Source organism: Streptomyces sp. NPDC050121 (assembly GCF_044460385.1).
Lineage (GTDB): Bacteria > Actinomycetota > Actinomycetes > Streptomycetales > Streptomycetaceae > Streptomyces > Streptomyces soliscabiei.
Window position 1 is genome coordinate 272609 of the sequence record NZ_JBITJV010000002.1, and the last position, 18850, is coordinate 291458.

18 protein-coding genes and 3 pseudogenes are annotated in these 18850 nt (G+C 72.3%); 7 read left to right on the forward strand and 14 right to left on the reverse strand.

Going from position 1 to position 18850, the window contains the following annotated elements; translation table 11 throughout:
• Positions 1-145 precede the first annotated feature (145 nt).
• Positions 146-595, reverse strand: a complete 450-nt coding sequence (locus ACIBTS_RS03620) for a PPOX class F420-dependent oxidoreductase (protein WP_399316300.1) — start codon at positions 593-595, stop codon at positions 146-148.
• An 83-nt stretch (positions 596-678) separates the two neighbouring features.
• Between ACIBTS_RS03620 and ACIBTS_RS03625 the strand changes: the two genes are divergently transcribed.
• The 3 genes from ACIBTS_RS03625 to ACIBTS_RS03635 all read left to right on the forward strand — a co-directional run bounded on the left by ACIBTS_RS03625 (position 679) and on the right by ACIBTS_RS03635 (position 4074).
• Entirely contained in the window at positions 679-1350 is a 672-nt protein-coding gene (locus ACIBTS_RS03625) for a TetR/AcrR family transcriptional regulator (protein ID WP_399316302.1), read from the forward strand.
• Positions 1347-2777, forward strand: a complete 1431-nt coding sequence (locus ACIBTS_RS03630; protein WP_399316304.1) for an MFS transporter — start codon at positions 1347-1349, stop codon at positions 2775-2777. The genes ACIBTS_RS03625 and ACIBTS_RS03630 overlap by 4 nt, the downstream gene beginning before the upstream one ends.
• A gap of 67 nt (positions 2778-2844) precedes the next feature.
• On the forward strand, positions 2845-4074 hold the full coding sequence (locus ACIBTS_RS03635) for a serine hydrolase domain-containing protein (RefSeq protein WP_399316306.1): 1230 nt from the start codon (positions 2845-2847) through the stop codon (positions 4072-4074).
• Positions 4075-4152: 78 nt separating this feature from the next.
• Here the strand turns inward: ACIBTS_RS03635 and ACIBTS_RS03640 are convergent, their stop codons facing one another.
• The 4 genes from ACIBTS_RS03640 to ribA form a co-directional block, all read right to left on the reverse strand.
• The gene (locus tag ACIBTS_RS03640; RefSeq protein WP_399316308.1) at positions 4153-5337 is read right to left on the reverse strand and encodes a saccharopine dehydrogenase family protein; all 1185 of its coding nucleotides are present in this window, start codon (positions 5335-5337) and stop codon (positions 4153-4155) included.
• A gap of 81 nt (positions 5338-5418) precedes the next feature.
• Positions 5419-6474 (reverse strand): saccharopine dehydrogenase, encoded by a 1056-nt coding sequence (locus ACIBTS_RS03645; protein WP_399316311.1) that lies wholly within the window; start codon positions 6472-6474, stop codon positions 5419-5421.
• Positions 6471-7616: an NAD(P)/FAD-dependent oxidoreductase gene (locus tag ACIBTS_RS03650; RefSeq protein ID WP_399316313.1), complete on the reverse strand. Its 1146-nt coding sequence runs from the start codon at positions 7614-7616 to the stop codon at positions 6471-6473. Before ACIBTS_RS03650 ends, ACIBTS_RS03645 begins: the two co-directional genes overlap by 4 nt.
• A gap of 113 nt (positions 7617-7729) precedes the next feature.
• Positions 7730-8389, reverse strand: a complete 660-nt coding sequence (gene ribA, locus ACIBTS_RS03655) for a GTP cyclohydrolase II (protein WP_079658375.1) — start codon at positions 8387-8389, stop codon at positions 7730-7732.
• A gap of 38 nt (positions 8390-8427) precedes the next feature.
• On the opposite strand from ribA, the gene ACIBTS_RS03660 reads away from it, so the two are divergent.
• A complete protein-coding gene (locus ACIBTS_RS03660; protein ID WP_399316316.1) occupies positions 8428-9258 on the forward strand; it encodes a creatininase family protein in 831 nt (276 codons plus the stop codon).
• A 149-nt stretch (positions 9259-9407) separates the two neighbouring features.
• Here the strand turns inward: ACIBTS_RS03660 and ACIBTS_RS03665 are convergent.
• The 5 genes and pseudogenes from ACIBTS_RS03665 to ACIBTS_RS03685 all read right to left on the reverse strand — a co-directional run.
• A pseudogene (locus ACIBTS_RS03665) lies at positions 9408-10421 on the reverse strand (YbhN family protein); the annotation flags it as partial.
• Positions 10421-11488 carry a trans-aconitate methyltransferase gene (locus ACIBTS_RS03670; protein ID WP_319671314.1) on the reverse strand — a complete coding sequence of 356 codons (1068 nt, stop codon included), beginning with the start codon at positions 11486-11488 and terminating at the stop codon, positions 10421-10423. The pseudogene ACIBTS_RS03665 and the gene ACIBTS_RS03670, both read right to left, overlap by 1 nt.
• Positions 11485-12705 (reverse strand): glycosyltransferase family 4 protein, encoded by a 1221-nt coding sequence (locus ACIBTS_RS03675; RefSeq protein WP_399316318.1) that lies wholly within the window; start codon positions 12703-12705, stop codon positions 11485-11487. The genes ACIBTS_RS03670 and ACIBTS_RS03675 overlap by 4 nt, the downstream gene beginning before the upstream one ends.
• Positions 12702-13100, reverse strand: coding sequence for a 6-carboxytetrahydropterin synthase (locus tag ACIBTS_RS03680; protein ID WP_319671315.1), 399 nt, complete (start codon positions 13098-13100; stop codon positions 12702-12704). Before ACIBTS_RS03680 ends, ACIBTS_RS03675 begins: the two co-directional genes overlap by 4 nt.
• A 111-nt stretch (positions 13101-13211) precedes the next feature.
• Positions 13212-14201, reverse strand: coding sequence for a dehydrogenase (locus ACIBTS_RS03685; protein ID WP_399316320.1), 990 nt, complete (start codon positions 14199-14201; stop codon positions 13212-13214).
• Positions 14202-14309: 108 nt separating this feature from the next.
• Between ACIBTS_RS03685 and ACIBTS_RS03690 the strand changes: the two genes are divergently transcribed.
• Positions 14310-15065 (forward strand): CDP-alcohol phosphatidyltransferase family protein, encoded by a 756-nt coding sequence (locus ACIBTS_RS03690; RefSeq protein WP_399316321.1) that lies wholly within the window; start codon positions 14310-14312, stop codon positions 15063-15065.
• A gap of 58 nt (positions 15066-15123) precedes the next feature.
• Here the strand turns inward: ACIBTS_RS03690 and ACIBTS_RS03695 are convergent.
• From ACIBTS_RS03695 to ACIBTS_RS03705, 3 genes and pseudogenes are all read right to left on the reverse strand, one after another.
• A pseudogene (locus tag ACIBTS_RS03695) lies at positions 15124-15402 on the reverse strand (zinc ribbon domain-containing protein); the annotation flags it as partial.
• A gap of 90 nt (positions 15403-15492) precedes the next feature.
• Positions 15493-15825: pseudogene (locus ACIBTS_RS03700) on the reverse strand (ABC transporter permease subunit); the annotation flags it as partial.
• The gene (locus ACIBTS_RS03705; RefSeq protein WP_399316323.1) at positions 15804-16406 is read right to left on the reverse strand and encodes a GNAT family N-acetyltransferase; all 603 of its coding nucleotides are present in this window, start codon (positions 16404-16406) and stop codon (positions 15804-15806) included. The pseudogene ACIBTS_RS03700 and the gene ACIBTS_RS03705, both read right to left, overlap by 22 nt.
• 142 nt (positions 16407-16548) lie before the next feature.
• Between ACIBTS_RS03705 and ACIBTS_RS03710 the strand changes: the two genes are divergently transcribed.
• Together ACIBTS_RS03710 and ACIBTS_RS03715 are read left to right on the forward strand one after the other, a co-directional pair.
• A complete protein-coding gene (locus tag ACIBTS_RS03710; RefSeq protein ID WP_399316324.1) occupies positions 16549-17502 on the forward strand; it encodes an ArsA-related P-loop ATPase in 954 nt (317 codons plus the stop codon).
• Between the two features lie 59 nt (positions 17503-17561).
• On the forward strand, positions 17562-17954 hold the full coding sequence (locus tag ACIBTS_RS03715) for an SCO5389 family protein (RefSeq protein ID WP_319677109.1): 393 nt from the start codon (positions 17562-17564) through the stop codon (positions 17952-17954).
• Positions 17955-18219: 265 nt separating this feature from the next.
• On the opposite strand, the gene ACIBTS_RS03720 is transcribed toward ACIBTS_RS03715, so the two are convergent.
• Positions 18220-18765 (reverse strand): hypothetical protein, encoded by a 546-nt coding sequence (locus tag ACIBTS_RS03720; RefSeq protein WP_399316326.1) that lies wholly within the window; start codon positions 18763-18765, stop codon positions 18220-18222.
• Positions 18766-18850: the final 85 nt, after the last annotated feature.

The following is an 18850-nucleotide window of genomic DNA, read 5'->3' on the forward strand; positions in this document are numbered from 1 at the left end:
ACCCCCCCCCCCGCGCCCCGGCGGGGGGGGGGGGCGCCCCCCCCCCCCCCCCCCCCCCCCCCCCCCCCCTCCGCCTTGCGATGCACCGCACCAGACGCCGCGGGCCCCGCCCTCCGGGCGGACGACGCTACTTTCGAAACACGCCCTAGCCGACGTTGGCGCCCTTCGGGATGCCGTACGCCCGCTCGACGCGCAGGCGCAGCACCAGGCGGCGGTCGCGGACCATGGCGGCACGGTAGTCCTCCCAGTCGGGGTGCTCGCCCATGACGTCGCGGTAGAGGCGGATCAGTTCCTCGACGGTGTCGTCGTAGGGGTCCTCGGCGACCGGCGTGAGGTCGGCGGTGCCCTCGGCGACCGTGTAGGCACGATGATCGGGTGCGCTCACGTGGTACGAGACCCGGGGATCACGGCGCAGGTTGCGGGTCTTGGCGCGGTCGTCCGTGACGGAGATCCGGATGACGCCCTCGTCCGGGTAGTAGTGGTGCGAGACGTTCGACAGCTGGGGGCGGCCGTCTCGCTTGAGGGTGACCAGTACCCCGCCGCGGCCCTCGGAGAGCAGCGCGAGCAGTGCGTTCTGCGTCGTGTCCTGAGTCATATCCGCACAACCCGCACCCCTCGGCGCACATTCCCCGCCACCGACAGTAGACAATGTCTACGACCGTCCGGTAGACACTGTCCATGCACAGACCGGAGCCGCCCGAGCAACACTCGTCCGACCAAGACTCGTCCGATCAAGACTCGTCCGATCAGGACTCGTCCGATCAGCAGTCCTCCGATCAGGACCTGCGCACCCGCCTCGTCGACGTCGGCGTGGACCTGGTGTCCCGGGAGGGCGTCGGGGCGCTGACGCTACGGGAGATCGCCCGCCGGGCGGGCGTCTCGCACGGGGCGCCGCGCCGCTACTTCCCCACCCATCTGGAGCTGCTGTCGGCCATCGCCCGCCGCGGTTTCACCGATCTCGGCGTACGCGTGACGGCGAGCGGCGCCGGCGGTGACGAGAGCGCGGACCCACGAGGGCGGGTGGCCGAACTGTCCCGCGTCTACCTGGAGTTCGCCATGGAGAACCCTGGAATGTACGAGCTGATGTTCCGTCACGATCTGCTGGAGAGCGGTCACTTGCGGCTGCGGGACACCAGTCTGCCGTTGTTCGGCGTGCTGGTGGACCTGATCGGGCGGGCGCGCCCCGACGCCGACGCGCGAGCCGTCGCGGGCGCACTGTGGGCGAACCTGCACGGCATCGCCCAGCTGTGGCGCTGGGGAAGCCTCCAACTCGCCACGGGCGCCGACGACTTCGCCACGCTCCTGCACACGACCCTGGACGCGCATCTCGGTCCGCGGGCCGCGAGGTGAACCGTTCCCTGGCGCTCGCGAGCAGTGTGGCCGGTGCCATGGTGGTCGCCCTGGACGGCACGGTGCTCACTGTCGCCCAGCCCACCCTGCGCCGCGACCTGCACGCCTCCTTCGCCCAGGTCCAGTGGATCAGCACCGGCTATCTCGTCGCGGTGGCAGGCCTGTTGGTGTTCGCCGGGCGGCTGGGCGACCTCTACGGCCACCGGCGCGCCTACGCCGTCGGCATGCTCGGCTTCGGCGCCGCCTCGGCGGGCATCGTGCTGGCGCCGGGCGTCGGCTGGGTGATCGGACTCCGGGTCGTCCAGGGAGTGTTCGGGGCCCTGCTGCAACCGGCCACGCTGGGCATGCTGCGGACGGCGTACCCACCCGACCGGCTACGGACGCCGATCGCGGTCCGTACCGCCTGCATCGGCGTGGCCGCGGCGGCCGGACCGGTGGTGGGCGGGGCGCTGGCCACGGAGTTCGGCTGGCGGTCGGTGTTCCTCCTCACCATCGCGCCCACGCTGCTGTTCGGCGCGCTCGCTCTCACCTCCCGGGACCGGGACCAGGACCAGGACCAGGACCAGGACCTCCCACGCTCCCCCGCACCCGTCCCGCTCGACCTCCCCGGCGCCCTGCTGCTGGCCGTGGCGCTGGCCTGCCTGGTGCACGCCCTCGTCAGCCTGCCCGGTCTCACCTGGTCGGCCCCGGTCGCCCTCGTCGTCGGCGCCGCCTTCGTACGGCACGAACGCCGCACCGCCTCACCTCTGCTGCCGCCGGACGTGATCGGCTCCCCGGCGGTGGGCGGGGCCCTCGGCGTGCTCGTCGTCGCGTCCGCGGCCCTGAACGGCGGGCTGTTCGTCTGCGTCTACGTCCTTCAGGACGACCTGCGGCTGACGCCGCTGCGCAGCGCGCTGCTCAGCCTGCCGCTGGCGGTGTTCCTGGTGGCCGCCGCGCCCGTCTCCGCCGTCCTGCTCCGCCGGGCCGGCGCCCGCGCCACGGTCGCGGGGGCGACGGCCCTCCTCTCCGTCGGCCTCCTCGTGCTCGCCCGAGCCTCCGGGTCCGTGGCCTTCTGCGCCGGGTTCGCGCTGGTGGGCGCCGGGTTCGGCGCCGTGATGGTCGCGGCGACCCATGTCGTCGTACGGCAGGCCCCCGCGAAGTGGGCCGGGGTCGCGGGCGGGTTGCAGCAGACGGCGATGAACGTGGGCCCGGTGCTGGGCGTTGCGTCGGCGACCGTGCTCATGACTCTCGGCGCGGCGCGTACGCCTCTCCTCGTGCTGTCGTGTGCGGCCGCGGCGGCGCTGCCGCTCTGCCGGGCGCTACCGAGCCGCGCGCGCCCCGGCGCACGTTCCCCTTCCGGCGGTCCCCCGGCTGGTGGAAGCGACGCAACGCACACAGGACAGGGCACCGAAAAGGGGTCCGCACACGCGTTCCCTACGCGACCATGAGGTCTGAGGTCGTCCGGGCGGGGTAGGGCCTGTCCCGCACCTTGAGAGAGCGCACCGGAGGAGAACGATGGCACTGCTGCGACAAGAGGTCGACCCGAGCGAGGTCGGGCTGGACGCGAAGGCGCTGGACCGCCTCGACCAGCACATCGCCCACTATGTCGACGAAGGGCGCCTGCCGGGCTTCCTCGTGGCGGTCTCCCGTGGCGGCCGGGTCGCCCACCTCACCGCGCACGGCCGTCGCGACGTCGCCGCCGGGCTGCCCGTCGGGCCCGACACCCTCTACCGGATCTACTCGATGACCAAGCCGGTCACGTCGGTCGCCGCGCTGATACTGATGGAGGAGGGCCGCCTGCGGCTCGACGACCCGGTCGCCGAGCACCTCCCGGCCTTCGCCGAGCAGCGGGTGTACGCGGGCGGCTCCGGCGCGGGGCTCACCACCCGCCCGGTCGAGCAACCGCTGCTCGTGAAGCACCTCATGACCCACACCGCGGGGCTGACCTTCGCCTTCTACCACTGTCACCCCGTCGACGCGCTCTACCGCGAGGCCGGCCTGGAGTCGGCGGTGCTGCCGGGCTCGGACCTGGCCGGGACGGTGGAGGCGTACGCGCGGCTCCCGTTGCAGTTCGAGCCGGGCACGCAGTGGAACTACTCGGTGGCCACCAACGTCCTGGGCCGGATCATCGAGGTCGTCTCCGGCCGGCCACTGGACGAGTTCATCACCGAGCGAATCTTCCGCCCGCTCGGCATGCCGGACGCCGGCTTCCAGGTCACGGACGAGCAGGCGGGCCGGCTGGCCGAGCTGTACGGCGACACCGACGACGGCCGTATCGAGCCGATCCCGGGCCTGCCGCTGTTCGGCCGGCCGCGGTTCCTGTCCGGCAGCGGCGGGATGGTGGCGACGGCGTACGACATCCACCGCTTCACGGAGCTGCTGCGCCGCCGCGGCGAACTGGACGGCGTCCGCCTCCTCGCCCCGGAGACGGTCGACCTGATGACCCGCAACCACCTCCCCGGCGGCGCCGACCTGCGCGCCTTCGGCAGCCGACCCGCCCACGACGAACCCGGCAACGACGGCGTCGGCTTCGGCCTCGGCGTCTCCGTGGTCGTCGACCCGGAGCGCACCCAGGCCCCCGTCGGCCTCGGCACCTACGGCTGGAGCGGCGTCGCCACGACGACGTTCTGGGTCGACCCGGCGCACGACGTGACCGTCCAGTTCCTCACCCAGCTGAGGCCGCGGAGGTCCCTGAAGCTGTACCCCGACCTGAAGCGACTGGTCCACGAGTCGATCACGGGCTGAGACGGCAGCCCAAGCAGACCCCACAGACCTCGCAGACCCCGCAGACCCCGCAGACCCCGCAGACCAGTGCGGGCCGTCTCAGCCGTCGGCCCGCAGCGTGAACTCCAGGCCCTCGTCTGCGAGTTCCCGCAGCCACTCCTCGGACCTCGCCGCCGTCTCGGCCGCCCGGCTCAGCCCCGGCGGCAACGAGCCGTCCAGGATGTGCCGGACGCCGAGGGCGAGAGGCCGGGAGACACAGCGGGCCATGGCGCTCTCCCGGGCGTCGCCCTCCAGGTCCAGGAGGTAACTCCCGGACCAGGACATGCCGTTGTGACCGACTTCGGAGCCGTTGTCGGCGTCCACCTCCAGGGACACCGCCAGGACCACCCGGTCGCGGTCGGTGTCGGTGGTGGGGTACGCGGCCGCCAACTCCCGGGCCAGGGCGGCGATCCGGGTCTCGTCGTCGGCCTTCAGCTCCTCGAACACCGTGTCCCAGGCGCGCAGCCAGCCGTTCAGACGCAGCGTGCCGCGCACGAAGATCCGCGGCTTCCAGGCCTGCGGCAGTTCGTACTGCTCGATGAAGGGGACGCTGTCGCGGTTGGGATAGACCTCGAAGGTCTCCCCGCCCGCCCCGCCGACGACGTGCTCGCGGGTCGCCTCCCAGGGCCGGTCGACCACGGTCTCGGTGCCGTCGTCGATGTGACGCGCGGGCGAGCGCAGGGCGTTGAGGACGCCGAGGGGCGCCCAGCTGAAGCGGTACCTGAACTCGTTGGGGACGGCGGGGATGCCGCCGCAGTACGAGGTGAGGCGGTACGAGGCCGACGTGTCGTCGCCGATCGCCTCCCGGGCGCGGGCCACGAGGCTGTGCGCGAAGAGGTGGTCGATACCGGGGTCGAGGCCGGCCTCGGTGAGCACGACGATCCCGGCCGCCTCTGCGGCGGGCACCTGCTCCAGGACCGCGTCCGAGACATAGCTGGAGCAGGCGAAGTGGGCCCGCCGGGCCACGCATGCCGACAGCAGCGCCGCATGCTCGGGGGCGGGGAGCATCGACACCACGACGTCCCCGGGGGCCAGTTCGGCCGTGAGCGCGTCGAGCGTGTAGGCGCGCGGCTCGGCGCGTCCGCTCAGGCCGAGCCGGTCGAGGGCCTCGGCGGCCCGCTCCGCCGTGCGGTGCCACAGGCGTATCCGGTCGGTGCGCTCGCACAGGGCGGCCAGGCCACTGCCGGTGGAGAGGCCTGCGCCGACCCAGTGGACGGTGCCGTTCGCGGGAACGAGGTCAGACACCGCCGGACTCCCCTACTGTCACACCGCGGTTCCCTTCGGTCACACCGAACTCCCCTTCTATCGAACGGAGATTCCCCTCTGTCACTCCGAACCCCCCTCGGTCACGCCGAGTTCACGGCTTGCCTCGCGGAAGCGGTCCAGGCAGCGGCCCCACGGTCCGCCGACGCCGAAGTCCAGCAGGTGGGGTGTCAGGGCCGCCGAGAAGTCGGCGCTGGACTCGCGTGGCAGCAGGGACGGCAGGTTGTCGATGGCGATCAGGTCGAGCGGGGGTTCCTTGCGCAGGCGGCGCACGGGGTCCGTCCACTCGGTGGTGCGGTCGTACACCGGCAGGACGTTGAGGGGCGATCCAACGTCGCAGGTGACGTCGGAGAGGGTGCGCAGCCGGCGGGCCGGGTCGTCGAGGTCCTCCTCGCGGACGAACGGCGGCACCGGGGTCGTGGCGAGGACACAGTTGACCAGCACGTCGTGGGCCAGCAGGGCGGTGCGGTCCAGGTCGCGGGTCTCGGCGAGGTCCCAGCAGGTGGGGTCGGCGCCGGCCGTGGTGAACGCGAGCCGTGCACCCCGGCCGCTGCGGCCCAGGGAGCCGACGACGAGGGCGGCGAACTCCTCGTCGCCGGGGGCCGGACGCAACGTCTCGTCCAACTCCTCCTTGCCGGTGGGTCGCAGGGGCGCGAGGAGCCGGCCCCGGTGCTGGAGGACGGCCAGCGCCGCGCCCAGGTAGCCCGCCCAGAATCCGAACGCGGCGAGGCGACGCCCGTGGTCGTCGACCAGGTACTCCAGGTCGAGAAGCGCCCCTCCCCCGGCGGCGAACCGGCGCAACAGGTCGGCCGCGCCCGGCTGTTGCTTGTAGGCGTGCCCGAAGAAGATATGGCGGTGCGTCAACTCACCGGGTTCGTCCGGGAGTTCCTTCAGACCGAGAACGACTGCGTCGCGCGGCGCGGACACCCAGGAGCCCGCGGGGGCGATCCGGGCGCCGACGGCCTCGTACTCCCGGGTCGGGTGGACGCGCTGCGGGGAGTCCTCGACGGTCAGGTGCACGCCGGCCTCGACGAGGCGGCGGGCGTCGTCGGGGACGACCGGGGTGCGCCGTTCGGTGGTGCGGGCCTCATGACGCAGCCACAGGTGCAGTTCGGTCATACGCGGTTGACCTCCGGACGCGGGGCGTCGGCCGCGAAACGGTCGGCGCTCAGGGGGGTGACGTCCACGAAGGGTACGCGGCCGAGGTACAGGTCGCGGACGACCTCGCCGACCGCCGGGCCCTGAAGGAAACCGTGACCGGAGAAGCCGGTCGCATACAGAAAGCGGGATACCGACGACGCCTCGCCGATCAGGGCGTTGTGGTCCGGGGTGACCTCGTACAGGCCCGCCCAGCCGCCCGTGCGGCGCAGGTCGAGCAGGGCGGGAGCGCGGTACTCCATGGCGGCGGTGAGGCGGGGGATCCACCGGTCGTGGGTATCGGTGGCGAAGCCGGGGCGTTCGTCCGGGTCGGACATGCCGACCAGGAGGCCGGGACCCTCCCGGTGGAAGTAGAGGGTGCTGGTGAAGTCGATGGTCATGGGGAGGTCCGGCGGGAGGGCGGGGACCGGTTCGGTGACCGCGATCTGGCGGCGCAGCGGCTGCACCGGCAGCTCCACGCCGGCCATCGCGCCGACGGCTCTGGACCAGGCGCCGGCCGCGCAGATCACCGTGTCGGTGCTGATGCGGCCGAGGGTGGTCTGCACGGCGGTGATGGCGGCGCCCTGCCGTTCGATGCCGGTGACGGCGGTGTGCCGCAGGATGCGCGCACCGCACCTGCGGGCGGCGGCCGCGTACCCGTGGACGACGGCTTCCGGTGTGCAGTGGCCGTCGTCGGGCGAGAACGCGGCCGCCCGTAACCCCTCGGTCCTGATCAGCGGGGAGAGGCGCTGCGCCTCGGCCGGGCCGATCATCCGGCTGGGCACCCCGAGCGCGTTCTGCAGCCGCACCCCGGTCTCGAAGGAGGCGACCTCCTCGTGCGTGGACAGCAGGAAGAGGTAGCCGACGCGGTGCAGCCCGATGTCGTATCCGATCTCCTCGCCGAACCGCCCGAACGCCTCCAGGCTGCGCGCTCCGAGCTGGATGTTCAGTTCGTCGGAGAACTGGGCGCGCACCCCGCCCGCTGCCTTCGAGGTCGAGCCGGCGGCGAGTTCGTCCCGCTCCAGCAGCAGGACGTCGCGGATGCCGGCGGCGGCGAGATGGTAGGCGATGCTGGTGCCCATCACCCCACCGCCGATGACGACGACCGAGGCATGTGTGTTCACGCGAGCGGCTCCTTTCGGCGGCGGCCCCGGCCCGGTTGCCGGAGCCGAGGCTGTAGTACGCCGTGACCGCCGTGATCCCTACCCGTACGGGCGGCGGTGCGAAGCGCGCGCGCTCAGGACCAGTGCGCCACCGCGTCCAGGTGGGGCAGCCGGTGGTCCATGCGCTCCCGCTTGGTGCGTAGGTAGGTGATGTTGTTCTCGCACGGCTCGATCAGCAGCGGCACCTCCTCGGCGACCTTGATGCCGTTGTCCACCAGCGCCTCGCGCTTGCGCGGGTTGTTCGACATCAGGCGGACGGAGCGCACGCCGAGATCGCGCAGGATGTCGGCGGCCACCTTGTAGTCGCGGGCGTCCACCGGGAAGCCGAGCGCCACGTTCGCCTCGACCGTGTCCAGGCCCTCCGCCTGCAGCGCCATCGCCCGCAGCTTGCCCAGCAGCCCGATCCCGCGCCCCTCGTGCCCGCGCAGGTAGACGACTATGCCGCGGCCCTCGTCGACGACCGCGCGCAGCGCGGACTCCAGCTGGTCGCCGCACTCGCAGTGCTGGGAGCCGAACGCGTCGCCGGTCAGGCACTCCGAGTGCAGCCGGGTCAGCACGTCCTCGGCGCCGATCTCGCCGTAGACCAGCGCGACTTGTTCGTCGCCGCGGTCGTGGTCCAGGTAACCGACCGCCTGGAATTTGCCGTACACGGTGGGCAAGGGCGCATTCACCACGCGTTCCACACCGGTGCGCTGGGGGGTCTTCGTGCCGAGTACGCCAATGTTGTCTGTCATGATCTGGTTCCTAAGCAGAGACGAAGGGCCGGGAAAAGATGAGTGGTTCGGACATACGGTCGGCGGCGTCGGCGACGTACGGACAGGTGCCGACGGACACCACCGAAGACGTACGGACCCGGGGTGCCGGAGTACCCACGCAGGTGGCGGTCCTTCCCGTCGGAAGCTTCGAACAGCACGGTCCGTACCTGCCGTTGGCGACGGACACACTGGTCGCCTGCGCCATCGCCCGGGAGATCGCCGAGGCGTTCCCGGTGCACCTCCTTCCGCCGGTGACCATCGCCTGCTCGCACGAGCACGCGGCCTGGCCGGGGACCGTCAGCATCTCCTCCGTGACCCTTCACGCGGTGGTACGGGACATCGCGGCGTCACTGCGCCGCTCGGGCGTCGAGGCCCTGGTGCTGGTCAACGGACACGGCGGGAACTACGTCCTGGGCAATGTCGTCCAGGAGTCCTCCGCCGCAGGTGAACGGATGGCGCTCTTCCCGGCCCCGGAGGACTGGGAGACGGCGCTGGAGCGGTCCGGGGTCGCGACGTCGTTGCTCACCGACATGCACGCCGGGGAGATCGAGACCTCGATCCTGCTGCACGCCCACCCCGAACTCGTCCGGCCCGGTTACGAGTCGGCCGATTTCGTCGCGGACGACCGTCGCCATCTGCTCACGCTGGGAATGTCCGCCTATACCGATTCGGGCGTCATCGGCCGTCCTTCCCTGGGGTCTGCGGAAAAGGGGAAGGAACTCCTGGCGAGCCTGGCGGAATCCTTCGGCGCGTATTTCTCGTTGCTGACTTCGGCGGATTCGGGAACCGAAAAGGAAGAAACCGAGGCGGCCGACGCCGCGACGGGCGATTCCGTGCGGTCGTCGTAGCGCCGCTCGTCGCCCTCGGGGCCGGCCACGTCGTCGGCCCCGGCTCCCCCGCGCAGCCCGGCGTACCAGCGGACGACCAGCACGACCGCGCCGGGCAGGGCCGCCACGAAGCTGAGGACGCCGTAGACGACGGCGACCGCGAGGCCGGTGCTCGCGCCCAGTCCGGCGGCGCCGAACGCCCAGGCGGTGACGCCCTCGCGGGGGCCCCAGCCGCCGACGTTCAGCGGCAGGCCCATGGCCAGCAGGGCGAGGACGGCGATCGGCAACAGCGCGAGGACGGAGGCCCCGGAGCCGGCGACCCGGGCGGCCACGACGAACATGCCGAGGTGCCCGGCCAGCACGACCGCCGACGACAGGGCGACGCCCGGCGCGTTGCGCCGCGACAGCAGTCCCTCACGCGCCTCGGTCAGCGCCGCCCGCAGCCGCCCGCCGCGGCGCGGCTTCGAGGAGCGCACCCGGACGGCGAGGACGACGGCGAGCGCGCCCACCGCGGCGAACAGGACCGGCGCGGCGATCCGCCGGGCGTCCTGCATGACCGGCGACGGCAGGGTCAGCAGGACCGTTACCCCTGCCACGACCAGCACGAGTTGTCCCGCGGTGCGCTCCAGGACCACGGCCCGCACGCCGCGTCCGACATCGCCGGCGCTCTGTCCGTGCCGCACCGCGCGGTGCACGTCGCCGAGGACGCCGCCGGGCAGGGCCGCGTTGAGGAACAGGGCCCGGTAGTAGTCGGCGACGGCCGGACCGAGCGGCAGCCGGATCCGCAGGGCGCGGGCCACCAGCGCCCACCGCCAGGCGCTGAACACGGTGGTGACGGCGCCGATCCCGAGCGCCACCAGCAGCGTCGGCGCGTCGATCCGCCGCAGCCCGTCGAGGAAGACGCCGGTGCCCAGCCGCCACAGCAGGGCGGTGAGGATGACGACCCCGGCGACGGTCCCGATGTGCGTGCGGACGGCGCGGTTGCCGAGCAGCGCGCGCAGCCGGGAGGGCTTCTTCGTGTGCGGCGCGGTCACGATGACGCCGATGCGGGCCTCGGACACGGCGGCGTCGGTGCGGGCCACCGACGGGCTGCGCAGGGGCCGTCGTACGAGCGGCCCGGTCCCCTCGCTCCACACCACCGGCGCCGCGGTCTGCACCCGTGGGCCCACCGTCTCCGCGCTCATCACGCCCCGCCCGTCGGCCGGGCCAGTGCCAGTAGGTCGCTGTGGTGGACGGTGACGTGCAGGTCGCCCGCCGCGCAGGCCGCCAGCCGGGCGGCGAGGTAGGACTCGGCGCGCTCGGCCAGTTCGGGGCGCTCCTCCACGGCCGCGCCGACCCAGCCGCGCAGCCACTGCGCGGTCAGGCCGACGTTCTCGGGGCCGAGCCGCCAAGGGCTCGGGTGCACCTTGACGGTGGCGCCGTGGGCGGCGAACGCCTCGCAGGCCACACTCACCGCGTCGGGGCCGAGGAGGCCGCCGCGCCGCTGGTGGTCGTTGAAGGCGGCGGCGAGGTCCGCGTCCAGCGGGTCCGGCGTGCTGAACTCGACGCGCCCGGCGACCGAGAGCGTCAGCAGTGCCGGGCAGCCCGCGCCCGCGCAGGCCGCCGCGAGGGTCTCGACCTCCTCGCGGGTGAGGACGTCGAGCAGGGCGGAGGCGGTGACCAGCGAGGCGCCGAGCAGCGCGTCCGGGGTGAGGCGGGCGACGTCGCCGCGCCGCGTCTCGACGGTGACCCGGCTGCCGTCGGCGGCCGCGCGCGGGGAGGCGACGGCGGCGAAGTGCAGGAGGTAGGGGTCGCGGTCGTGCAGCACCCAGTGCTGGGCGCCGTCGAGGCGGGGGGCGAGCCAGCGGCCCATGGAGCCGGTGCCGCACCCCAGGTCGTGGATGGCGAGCCCGCTGCGGCCGGGCAGGTTGGCCAGCCGGATCCGCAGCGGGTCCAGCAGGTCCAGCGCCCGCGCGGCGGCGTCGGCGGGCTCGCGCAGCTCCAGCCACTCGGGGGCGTACCGCGGCTGCTCGTCCGGCCCGCTGTCCCGCAGCCGCACGGTGGGCCGCTCACCGGACCGGCCCACGGGCCCGGCGCCGGCGATGACGCTCTGAACAGCGTGGTCCGCCACGGAGTCCGCGCCGGAGTCCGCGCCAAAGTCCGCGCCGAATACGGCCTCCACCACGGAAACAGCCTCCTTCCGGCCCGGCTGTGCCGGGATGCCGCCCACGCGTCGTGCCACGTCGGCCGGGGTCGCCGTCGTCTTCCTCATGCCGCCCTCCGGGGTTCGCTGGGAAGCCGGCCGAGGACTCCGGCCAGGCTCTGGGCGGTGGTCGCCCAGCCGTTCAGGGCCGCGCGGCGGCCTCGCGCGGCGGCCTTGAGACGGCGCCGTACGTCGGCCTCGCCGAACCAGCCGCGCAGTTCGGCCGCGAGGGCGGCCGGGTCCTCCGGCGGGACGAGGATGCCGGGGACGCCGCCGTCGGGGGCGCGGCCGACCGCCTCGGGCAGCCCGCCGACGTCCGTGGCGAGGACGGGGATGCCGCGGGCGAGCGCCTCGGTGACGGCCATGCCGTAGGTCTCGGCGTAGGAGGTGAGGACCATCAGGTCGGCGGAGGCATAGGCGGCGTCGAGGTCGGCGCCGGCCTTCGGACCCGCGAGCACCAACCGGTCCTCAAGGCCGTATCTGGCGATGAGGCCGCGCAGATGGGCGACGTACTCCGGGTCCTGTCCGAGACCGCCCACGCACACACAGCTCCACGGCAGGTCCCGCGCCGCGGCCAGCGCCTCCACCAGCCGGTGCTGGCCCTTGCGCGGGGTCACGGCGGCCACGCACAGCAGGCGCGAGACGCCGTCGGTGCCGGAGGCCAGGGGGGCGATGTCGGCGCCCGGCGCGGCGACGTGCACCCGCTCGGGGGCGAGGCCGTGGTGGGAGACGAGGCGGCGCACGGCCCACTCGCTGGTGGCGACGACGGCGGGCACGGCCCGCAGCACGGCCCGTTCCTTGGCGTCGAGTTCGGCCGCCACCTCGGGCGCGATGCCCCGCTCGTCACCGAGCGGAAGGTGGACGAGGACGACGAGCCGCAGCCGCTCCGCCTCGGGGGCGATGATCTCCGGGACCCCGCAGGCGACCAGCCCGTCGATGAGGACGACCGTGCCGTCGGGGAACTCCCGCAGCCTGTGCGCCAGTTCCGCGCGGGCGGCCGCCTCCGGGCGGGGCCAGGAACCGTTCACCAGGTGCTTGTGGACCTGCCAGCCGAAGCCGGGCAGATCCAGGCAGAGGCGCCGGTCGTAGGCGTTGCCGCCGCTCGGGTTCGCCGGGTCGTCGACCCCGCCCGGCATCACGAAGTGCACGGAGCGCAGCGACATGGGGATGATCCCGCCGATCTTGGGAAGCGGCGCCTGCGCGGGCACGTACATGAGCGGGGCCTGCTGCACGGGCTGTGAGGTCGGGACGGTCTGCACGGTCTTCTCTAGGGTCACATCGGTCACAGCGCACGCTCGTAACTCGCCCAGGCGATGTGCGACTCGTGCAGCGTGACCGCGATGGCGGCGATGCCCCGGGCGCCCTCACCGAGCGCGCCCTTGTTGATCCGCTCCGCGAGGCGGTCGGCGACGACCTTGGCGAGGAACTCCGTCGACGTGTTGATGCCCGCGAAGTCGGGCTCGTTGTCGAGGTTGCGGTAGTTCAGCTCGCTGACCACGGCACCGAGTTCCTGCGTGGCCAGTCCGATGTCGACGACGATGTTGTCGTCGTCCAACTGCTCGCGGCGGAAGGTGGCGTCCACGAGGAACGTCGCTCCGTGCAGGCGCTGCGCGGGTCCGAAGACCTCGCCGCGGAAGCTGTGGGCGATCATGATGTGATCGCGGACGGTGACACTGAACAACGGACGACCCTCCAGGTGCGGCGCGTCTGGTCCCCCGGCCGTTGGCCGCCGGGGGATGCCGTGTAGTACGGCTCCTCGCTTCCCCCCGTTCAGCCCGATCTCACTCTTTTCTCAGGTCAGGCGCTCCTGCCCGTACCCGATGCGGTGACACAGCGCCGGAATCTCACCCGATGCGAGCTTCGGCATCACCTGCGGCAGCTCCTCGAAAGCGCTGTCCCCCGTGACGAGCGCGTCGAGCGCCGGGTCGGCCAGCAGCTCCAGGGCGAGGGCGAGCCGGTCGGCGTAGGTACGGCTGGAGCGGCGGGCCGGGGAGACGGTGCCGACCTGGCTGCTGCGGATCACCAGGCGGCGGGAGTGGAATTCCTCGCCGAGCGGCAGGGACACCTTCCGGTCGCCGTACCAGCTCAGTTCGAGGACGGTGCCCTCGGCCGACAGCAGTTCCAGGGAGCGGGCGAGGCCCTGTTCGGTGGCGCTGGCGTGCACGACGAGGTCGAGGCCGTCGCGGGCGTCCGCGGGGGCGGCGAAGTCGATGCCCAGGGCCTCGGCGATCTTCGCCCGCGCCGGGTCGGCGTCCACCAACTGGACCCGGACGCCGGGGAAGCGGGCGAGGAGGGCGGCCACCGAGCAGCCGACCATGCCGCCGCCGACCACCGCGATCCGGTCGCCGACCAGCGGCGCCGCGTCCCACAGCGCGTTGACGGCCGTCTCGACGGTGCCGGCGAGCACGGCCCGCTCGGCGGGCACGGAGTCCGGTACGACCGTCACCGCCGTCGCCGGGACGACGTACCGCGTCTGGTGCGGATAGAGACAGAAGACCGTGCGCCCGACCAGCTCCGCCGGACCTTCCTCCACCAGCCCGACGTTGAGGTAGCCGTACTTCACCGGCGCCGGGAACTCGCCCTCCTGGAACGGCGCCCGCATGACCGCGTGCTGGCTCTCGGGCACCCCGCCCCTGAAGACGAGGGTCTCCGTGCCACGACTGACGCCGGACCACAGCGAACGCACCAGGACCTCGCCCTCGGCCGGGGCCGGAAGGGCGACTTCGCGGATCTCTCCCTCACCCGAAGAGGTGACCCAGAACGCACGTGCGCTGATCGACATCCACATCCTCCTGAACGATCGGGAACCTGTTCACGTACCGAGGTGTGCACAGTCCGCGCACAGTACGCGGCACTGATCATCTCTGTCATCTGGCCGGAGGAATGTGCGGTGGCCCTGAACAACACTTACGACGCAAGGCTGGTCCAGCAGGAGACCGCTGTGGGAGCGGGCGTTCAGATCCTGTTGCTGGCTCTGCTCGGCACGGCGATCGGCATGGGGCCGGCGGGCTGGGTCACCGGTCTCGTCTTCGCCATCGCCACCTGGGCGGTGCTCTCCCGGGCGCTGCACCGCTCCAGTCTGCGCACGTTCGGCCCGGCCAACCGGGTCACGCTCGGCCGGGCGACGCTGGTCGGCGGGGTGACCGCGCTGGTCGCGGACTCCTTCGAGAGCGCGCCGCCGGTGACGCTCCTGGTCGGTCTGACGGCGGTGGCCCTGATCCTCGACGGCGTCGACGGCAAGGTCGCCCGGCGCACCGGCACCTCGACGGCGCTGGGCGCGCGCTTCGACATGGAGGTCGACGCGTTCCTGATCCTGGTGCTCAGCGTGTACGTCTCGATGGCGCTGGGCCCGTGGGTCCTCCTCATCGGCGGCATGCGCTACGTCTTCGTCGCCGCGGCCCGCCTCGCCCCCTGGCTCAACGCCCCGCTCCCGCCGAGCACCGCCCGAAAGACGGTCGCCGCCCTGCAGGGCGTCCTGCTGCTGCTGGCGGGCGCGAACCTGCTGCCGTACGCGGCCAACTTCGCCGTCGTGCTGCTGGCGCTGGGCTCGCTGGTGTGGTCGTTCGGCCGGGACGTGCTGTGGCTGTGGCGCACCTCGCGCATCACGGCCGAGGTTCCGGCGCCGAAGATGCTGGAGCTCGTTTGACTTGCTCCTCGGGCTGAAGCCCGAGGATTCTGGCCTTCCCTGACTGGTTGCTGTGCCGCTACGCGGCACCCGGTTCGGTCGGGAATCCGTGGCTTCCTGTTTCTTCGCGCTGCGCCAGAACGGATTCTGGTCTTACCGGCGCTCCGCAGGCCGACACCGCCAGTCCGGCTGCCGTCTTCACGTTGATCGCGGCGTTGTGGTCCCGGTCGTGGACGGCGCCGCAGGCGGCACAGGTCCATTCCCGCACGTTCAGCGGTTTGGGCCCGTCCACGGCGCCGCAGGCAGAGCAGGTCTGGGAGGTCGGAGTGAACCGGCCGATCTTCACCAGCGTGCGGCCGACCGCCAACTCTGCTTCGGCGAAGGTCCGTTCACCGGTAAGCAGCTGTACCGGGCCCCCCGGTTCTGCCGGTTCCGTGTTGTCCGCCGTACGACGTCGTCGCGGCCCTCGGAGTGCTCCGGCGGCGGTGACGGCGAGGGCGCCGAGGAGGGCGAGGACGGTGGCGGGGGTGAGCACGGCCCAGGGGGCGCGTTCGGCGTAGGGCTGGTTCTCGGCGAGGAGCAGGCCCCACTCGGGGGACGGCGGCCGGGCGCCGAGGCCGAGGAAGCCGAGGGACGACAGGGCGAGGGCGATGCCGGGCAGCCGCAGGAGGGCGTGGCGGGCGACGGGCGGCAGGACGGCGGGCAGGAGTTCGCTCCTCAGCAGCTACCAGGGGCCGGCGCCGAGGGCCCGGGTGGCGGTCAGGTGGACGGTGGCGCGCTCCTACCGCAACACGGGGTGGCGAACGGGGCGGGAGCGTGGAGGGGGACGTCGAAGTGGACGATCCGCTGGCCGCCGCCGGGGTCCGCCCGCTCGTCGTGCACGACCTCGCCGAGCGAGCGCCAGAAGCCCTCGGCCCCTTCGACGGCCGGGTCGGTGTGCAGATAGACGGAGCGGTAGCCGCCGTCCTCCGCCGCGAAGGCGAGGAGCTCGGCGACGAGCCGCCGGGCGAGGCCGCGCCGCCGATGCTCCCGCCGCACATAGACGCGACGTAGTTGCGCGGTCGTGCCGCAGGGGTAGCGCTCGGCGACATGACGGGGGTTCGGCGGATGCACGGGACCGCGGGAGTCCAGGGCGGCCGTGGCCACGACCTCGCCTCCCCCGCCCTCACCCTCAGCACCCTCGACCGCGACCAGCAGGGTGTGGCGGGCCGGAACGAGGTAGGCGGCGAGCGGGTCGATGATGTCGCTGTGCCAGCGCGGCACATAACCGGTGCCGAAATCGCGGTAGACGGTGTCGAGCATGACGGCACGGGCGCCGTCGAGGTCGCCTGACCCCGCGGGTCTTATGCAGTAATCACGCACCTGCACATCATATGCATTAAAGCTCATGCACTTGATCACCTCCCGACACGCTCTCCCGCCACCCCGCTCCGACTTGACAGCGATCATGACCTCCTTTAAATCTAGCCACATGACATTCATTTTCACAAAGGCGGGCCGGTAGGTGCGCGTCGCGTTCGTGGGGAAGGGCGGCAGCGGCAAGACGACGCTGTCGGCCCTGTTCGCCCGGCAGTTGGCGCAGTCCGGCGCACCGGTGCTCGCCGTGGACGGCGACATCAACCAGCATCTGTCCGAGGCCCTGGACCCCACGGCCGAAACGCCACCCTTCACCGCCCCGCCCCTGGCCGCGCACCTGGCTGAGATCAAGGACCTGCTGCGCGGCACCAACCCGCGGATCACCTCCCGTGAGGCCATGGTCAAGACGACCCCGCCGGGCCGCGGCTCCCGACTACTGCGACTGCTGGGCGACGACGCACTGCACGCCCGTCACGTCCAACGGGTGGGCGGTGTGCCGCTGATGGTGACGGGCGAGTTCGACGAGAGCGACCTGGGCGTGGCGTGCTACCACTCCAAGCTGGGCGCGGTGGAGCTCTACCTGAGCCACTTGGTGGACGGTCCCGGCGAGTACCTGGTGATGGACATGACTGCCGGTGCCGACGCCTTCGCCTCCGGACTGTTCACCCGCTTCGACATGACGTTCCTGGTGGCCGAACCGACCCGCAGGGGCGTCTCCGTCTACCGCCAGTACCGCGACCACGCCCGAGAGTTCGACATCCCTCTCGCCGTGATCGGCAACAAAGTGACGGGCGAGGACGATCTACTCTTCCTCAAGGAGGAAGTGGGCGACGACCTACTCACCCACCTCGTCCTCTCCCCCTGGGTCCGCTCGGCCGAACGAGGCAGCCCTCAGGGCGCGTTGGAGGACACCAACCGTCACGCCCTCAACGTCCTGCGCGAGACGGTCGACGGCCGCGCGAAGGACTGGCCGACCCTCCACCGCCACGCCGTCGACTTCCATCTGCGCAACGCCCGGTCCTGGGCGAACAAGGCAACGGGCCAGGACCTCGCGGCGCAGGTGGACCCGGAGTTCGTCCCCGGCCCGGCGTCACTGCCGTAAGCGGACCCGAACAACCTCACCCGCCCTCTCCCCTCCACAAGAACAGGACCCCCATACCCATGTCTCTCGACGTCTCCCCGAAGCTCCTCGCCGAGGCCGAAGCCGGCGCCATCCGCGAGGAGGACTTCGTGGACACGGTCCGCACCTCCCTCCCCTACGCCTACGAGCTCGTCGACTCCCTTGCCACCCAACTGCACGCCGGAATCGGCGAGTTCACCGACAACCAGACCCCGCCGGCGTCCGAGCAGGAGCGCGGCCAGCTTCTGCGCGCCATGGCCAGCGACGCCATCCGCGCCAGCCTGGAACGCCACTTCGACATCACCCTGGCCTTCCAGAACTGCCACCGCGTCGCAGCGTTCCGCCCGGGAGCGCGGAACGGGGACACGTACGCACGCTTCACGTCCACGCGGGCCCAGGTCCTGAACCAGTCGGCGGAACTGCGGGACTGCTGACGCTGACGCGAACACACGCAGTCGTTGACGCGGCTCACAGCCACGCGAGGAAGACCGTGCCGAGGCTCAGGTGATTCTGCGAGACGGGCACGGTCTTCCCGCAGGCCGTCGTGGACACGGCACGGTAGTCGGGAGTGAAGTCCGGCGCTCCATCGGCGCAGCACCCGCGAGTCGCTCGCCGAACATGAACAGCCAACTGCTCTCAGGGGCTTCACCCATACTCGCGTCGCCCCTCCCATTCGCCGCCCTCATCGCCCACCAGTCCTCACGCCCAACCGATCCCCGTGGCATCGAGCAGCCGCACCAAGTCCTTCCGCCCGTATCCGAGGAGTGCGGCGCGATGGGCCGACACGAGCATCAGATGCGCCACGACCTGTGCGCCGTAGCCGTTTCTGTCCTCCCCGAACCACTCGTCGGGTTTCTCGACGCCGAGGCTGTTCATCACCAGCCCGTGCTCGCGGCGGATCTCGGCGACGGTGTCGGACACGGCACTCAGGAGCGAGGCCCCCGGTCGCTCGCACTCCAGGGCGAAGCAACCCCAGTCGGCGGGTTCGCAGCCGGTGGGCGGACGTGTGCGCAGGCTCTCGTACCGCTCGTCCCCGAAGCCCCCTTGGCCGAACTCCTCATGCACCAGGGCGAACCGGTGGAACCCCGGCGGCGGCGGAGCGGGCGGCGGAGTGTACTGGCAGCCCGCGTCCTCGTAGACCAGCCGCTGCACCTCCTCCTCGTCCGCCAAGGTGACCGTGTAGCCGGTCTCGGTGTTGCGGCCGGTGATCGTGCCATCGGCGTTGCGCTGGAAATGCAGGCTCATGTGTACCCCCGTGGTCCTCACAAACGGGAAGATCCCGACACCCGCACAACGGCCCGCCGATTTCACGCGTGCCCCGTCCGCCATG

What these genes read in the sequence shown, in the direction of transcription:
- ACIBTS_RS03620 (WP_399316300.1), bottom strand. Translation starts at nt 595, where the DNA reads ATGACTCAGGACACGACGCAGAACGCACTGCTCGCGCTGCTCTCCGAG.
- ACIBTS_RS03625 (WP_399316302.1), top strand. Translation starts at nt 679, where the DNA reads ATGCACAGACCGGAGCCGCCCGAGCAACACTCGTCCGACCAAGACTCG.
- ACIBTS_RS03635 (WP_399316306.1), top strand. Translation starts at nt 2,845, where the DNA reads ATGGCACTGCTGCGACAAGAGGTCGACCCGAGCGAGGTCGGGCTGGAC.
- ACIBTS_RS03645 (WP_399316311.1), bottom strand. Translation starts at nt 6,474, where the DNA reads ATGACCGAACTGCACCTGTGGCTGCGTCATGAGGCCCGCACCACCGAA.
- ribA (WP_079658375.1), bottom strand. Translation starts at nt 8,389, where the DNA reads ATGACAGACAACATTGGCGTACTCGGCACGAAGACCCCCCAGCGCACC.
- ACIBTS_RS03660 (WP_399316316.1), top strand. Translation starts at nt 8,428, where the DNA reads ATGAGTGGTTCGGACATACGGTCGGCGGCGTCGGCGACGTACGGACAG.
- ACIBTS_RS03670 (WP_319671314.1), bottom strand. Translation starts at nt 11,488, where the DNA reads ATGAGGAAGACGACGGCGACCCCGGCCGACGTGGCACGACGCGTGGGC.
- ACIBTS_RS03685 (WP_399316320.1), bottom strand. Translation starts at nt 14,201, where the DNA reads ATGTCGATCAGCGCACGTGCGTTCTGGGTCACCTCTTCGGGTGAGGGA.
- ACIBTS_RS03715 (WP_319677109.1), top strand. Translation starts at nt 17,562, where the DNA reads ATGTCTCTCGACGTCTCCCCGAAGCTCCTCGCCGAGGCCGAAGCCGGC.
- ACIBTS_RS03720 (WP_399316326.1), bottom strand. Translation starts at nt 18,765, where the DNA reads ATGAGCCTGCATTTCCAGCGCAACGCCGATGGCACGATCACCGGCCGC.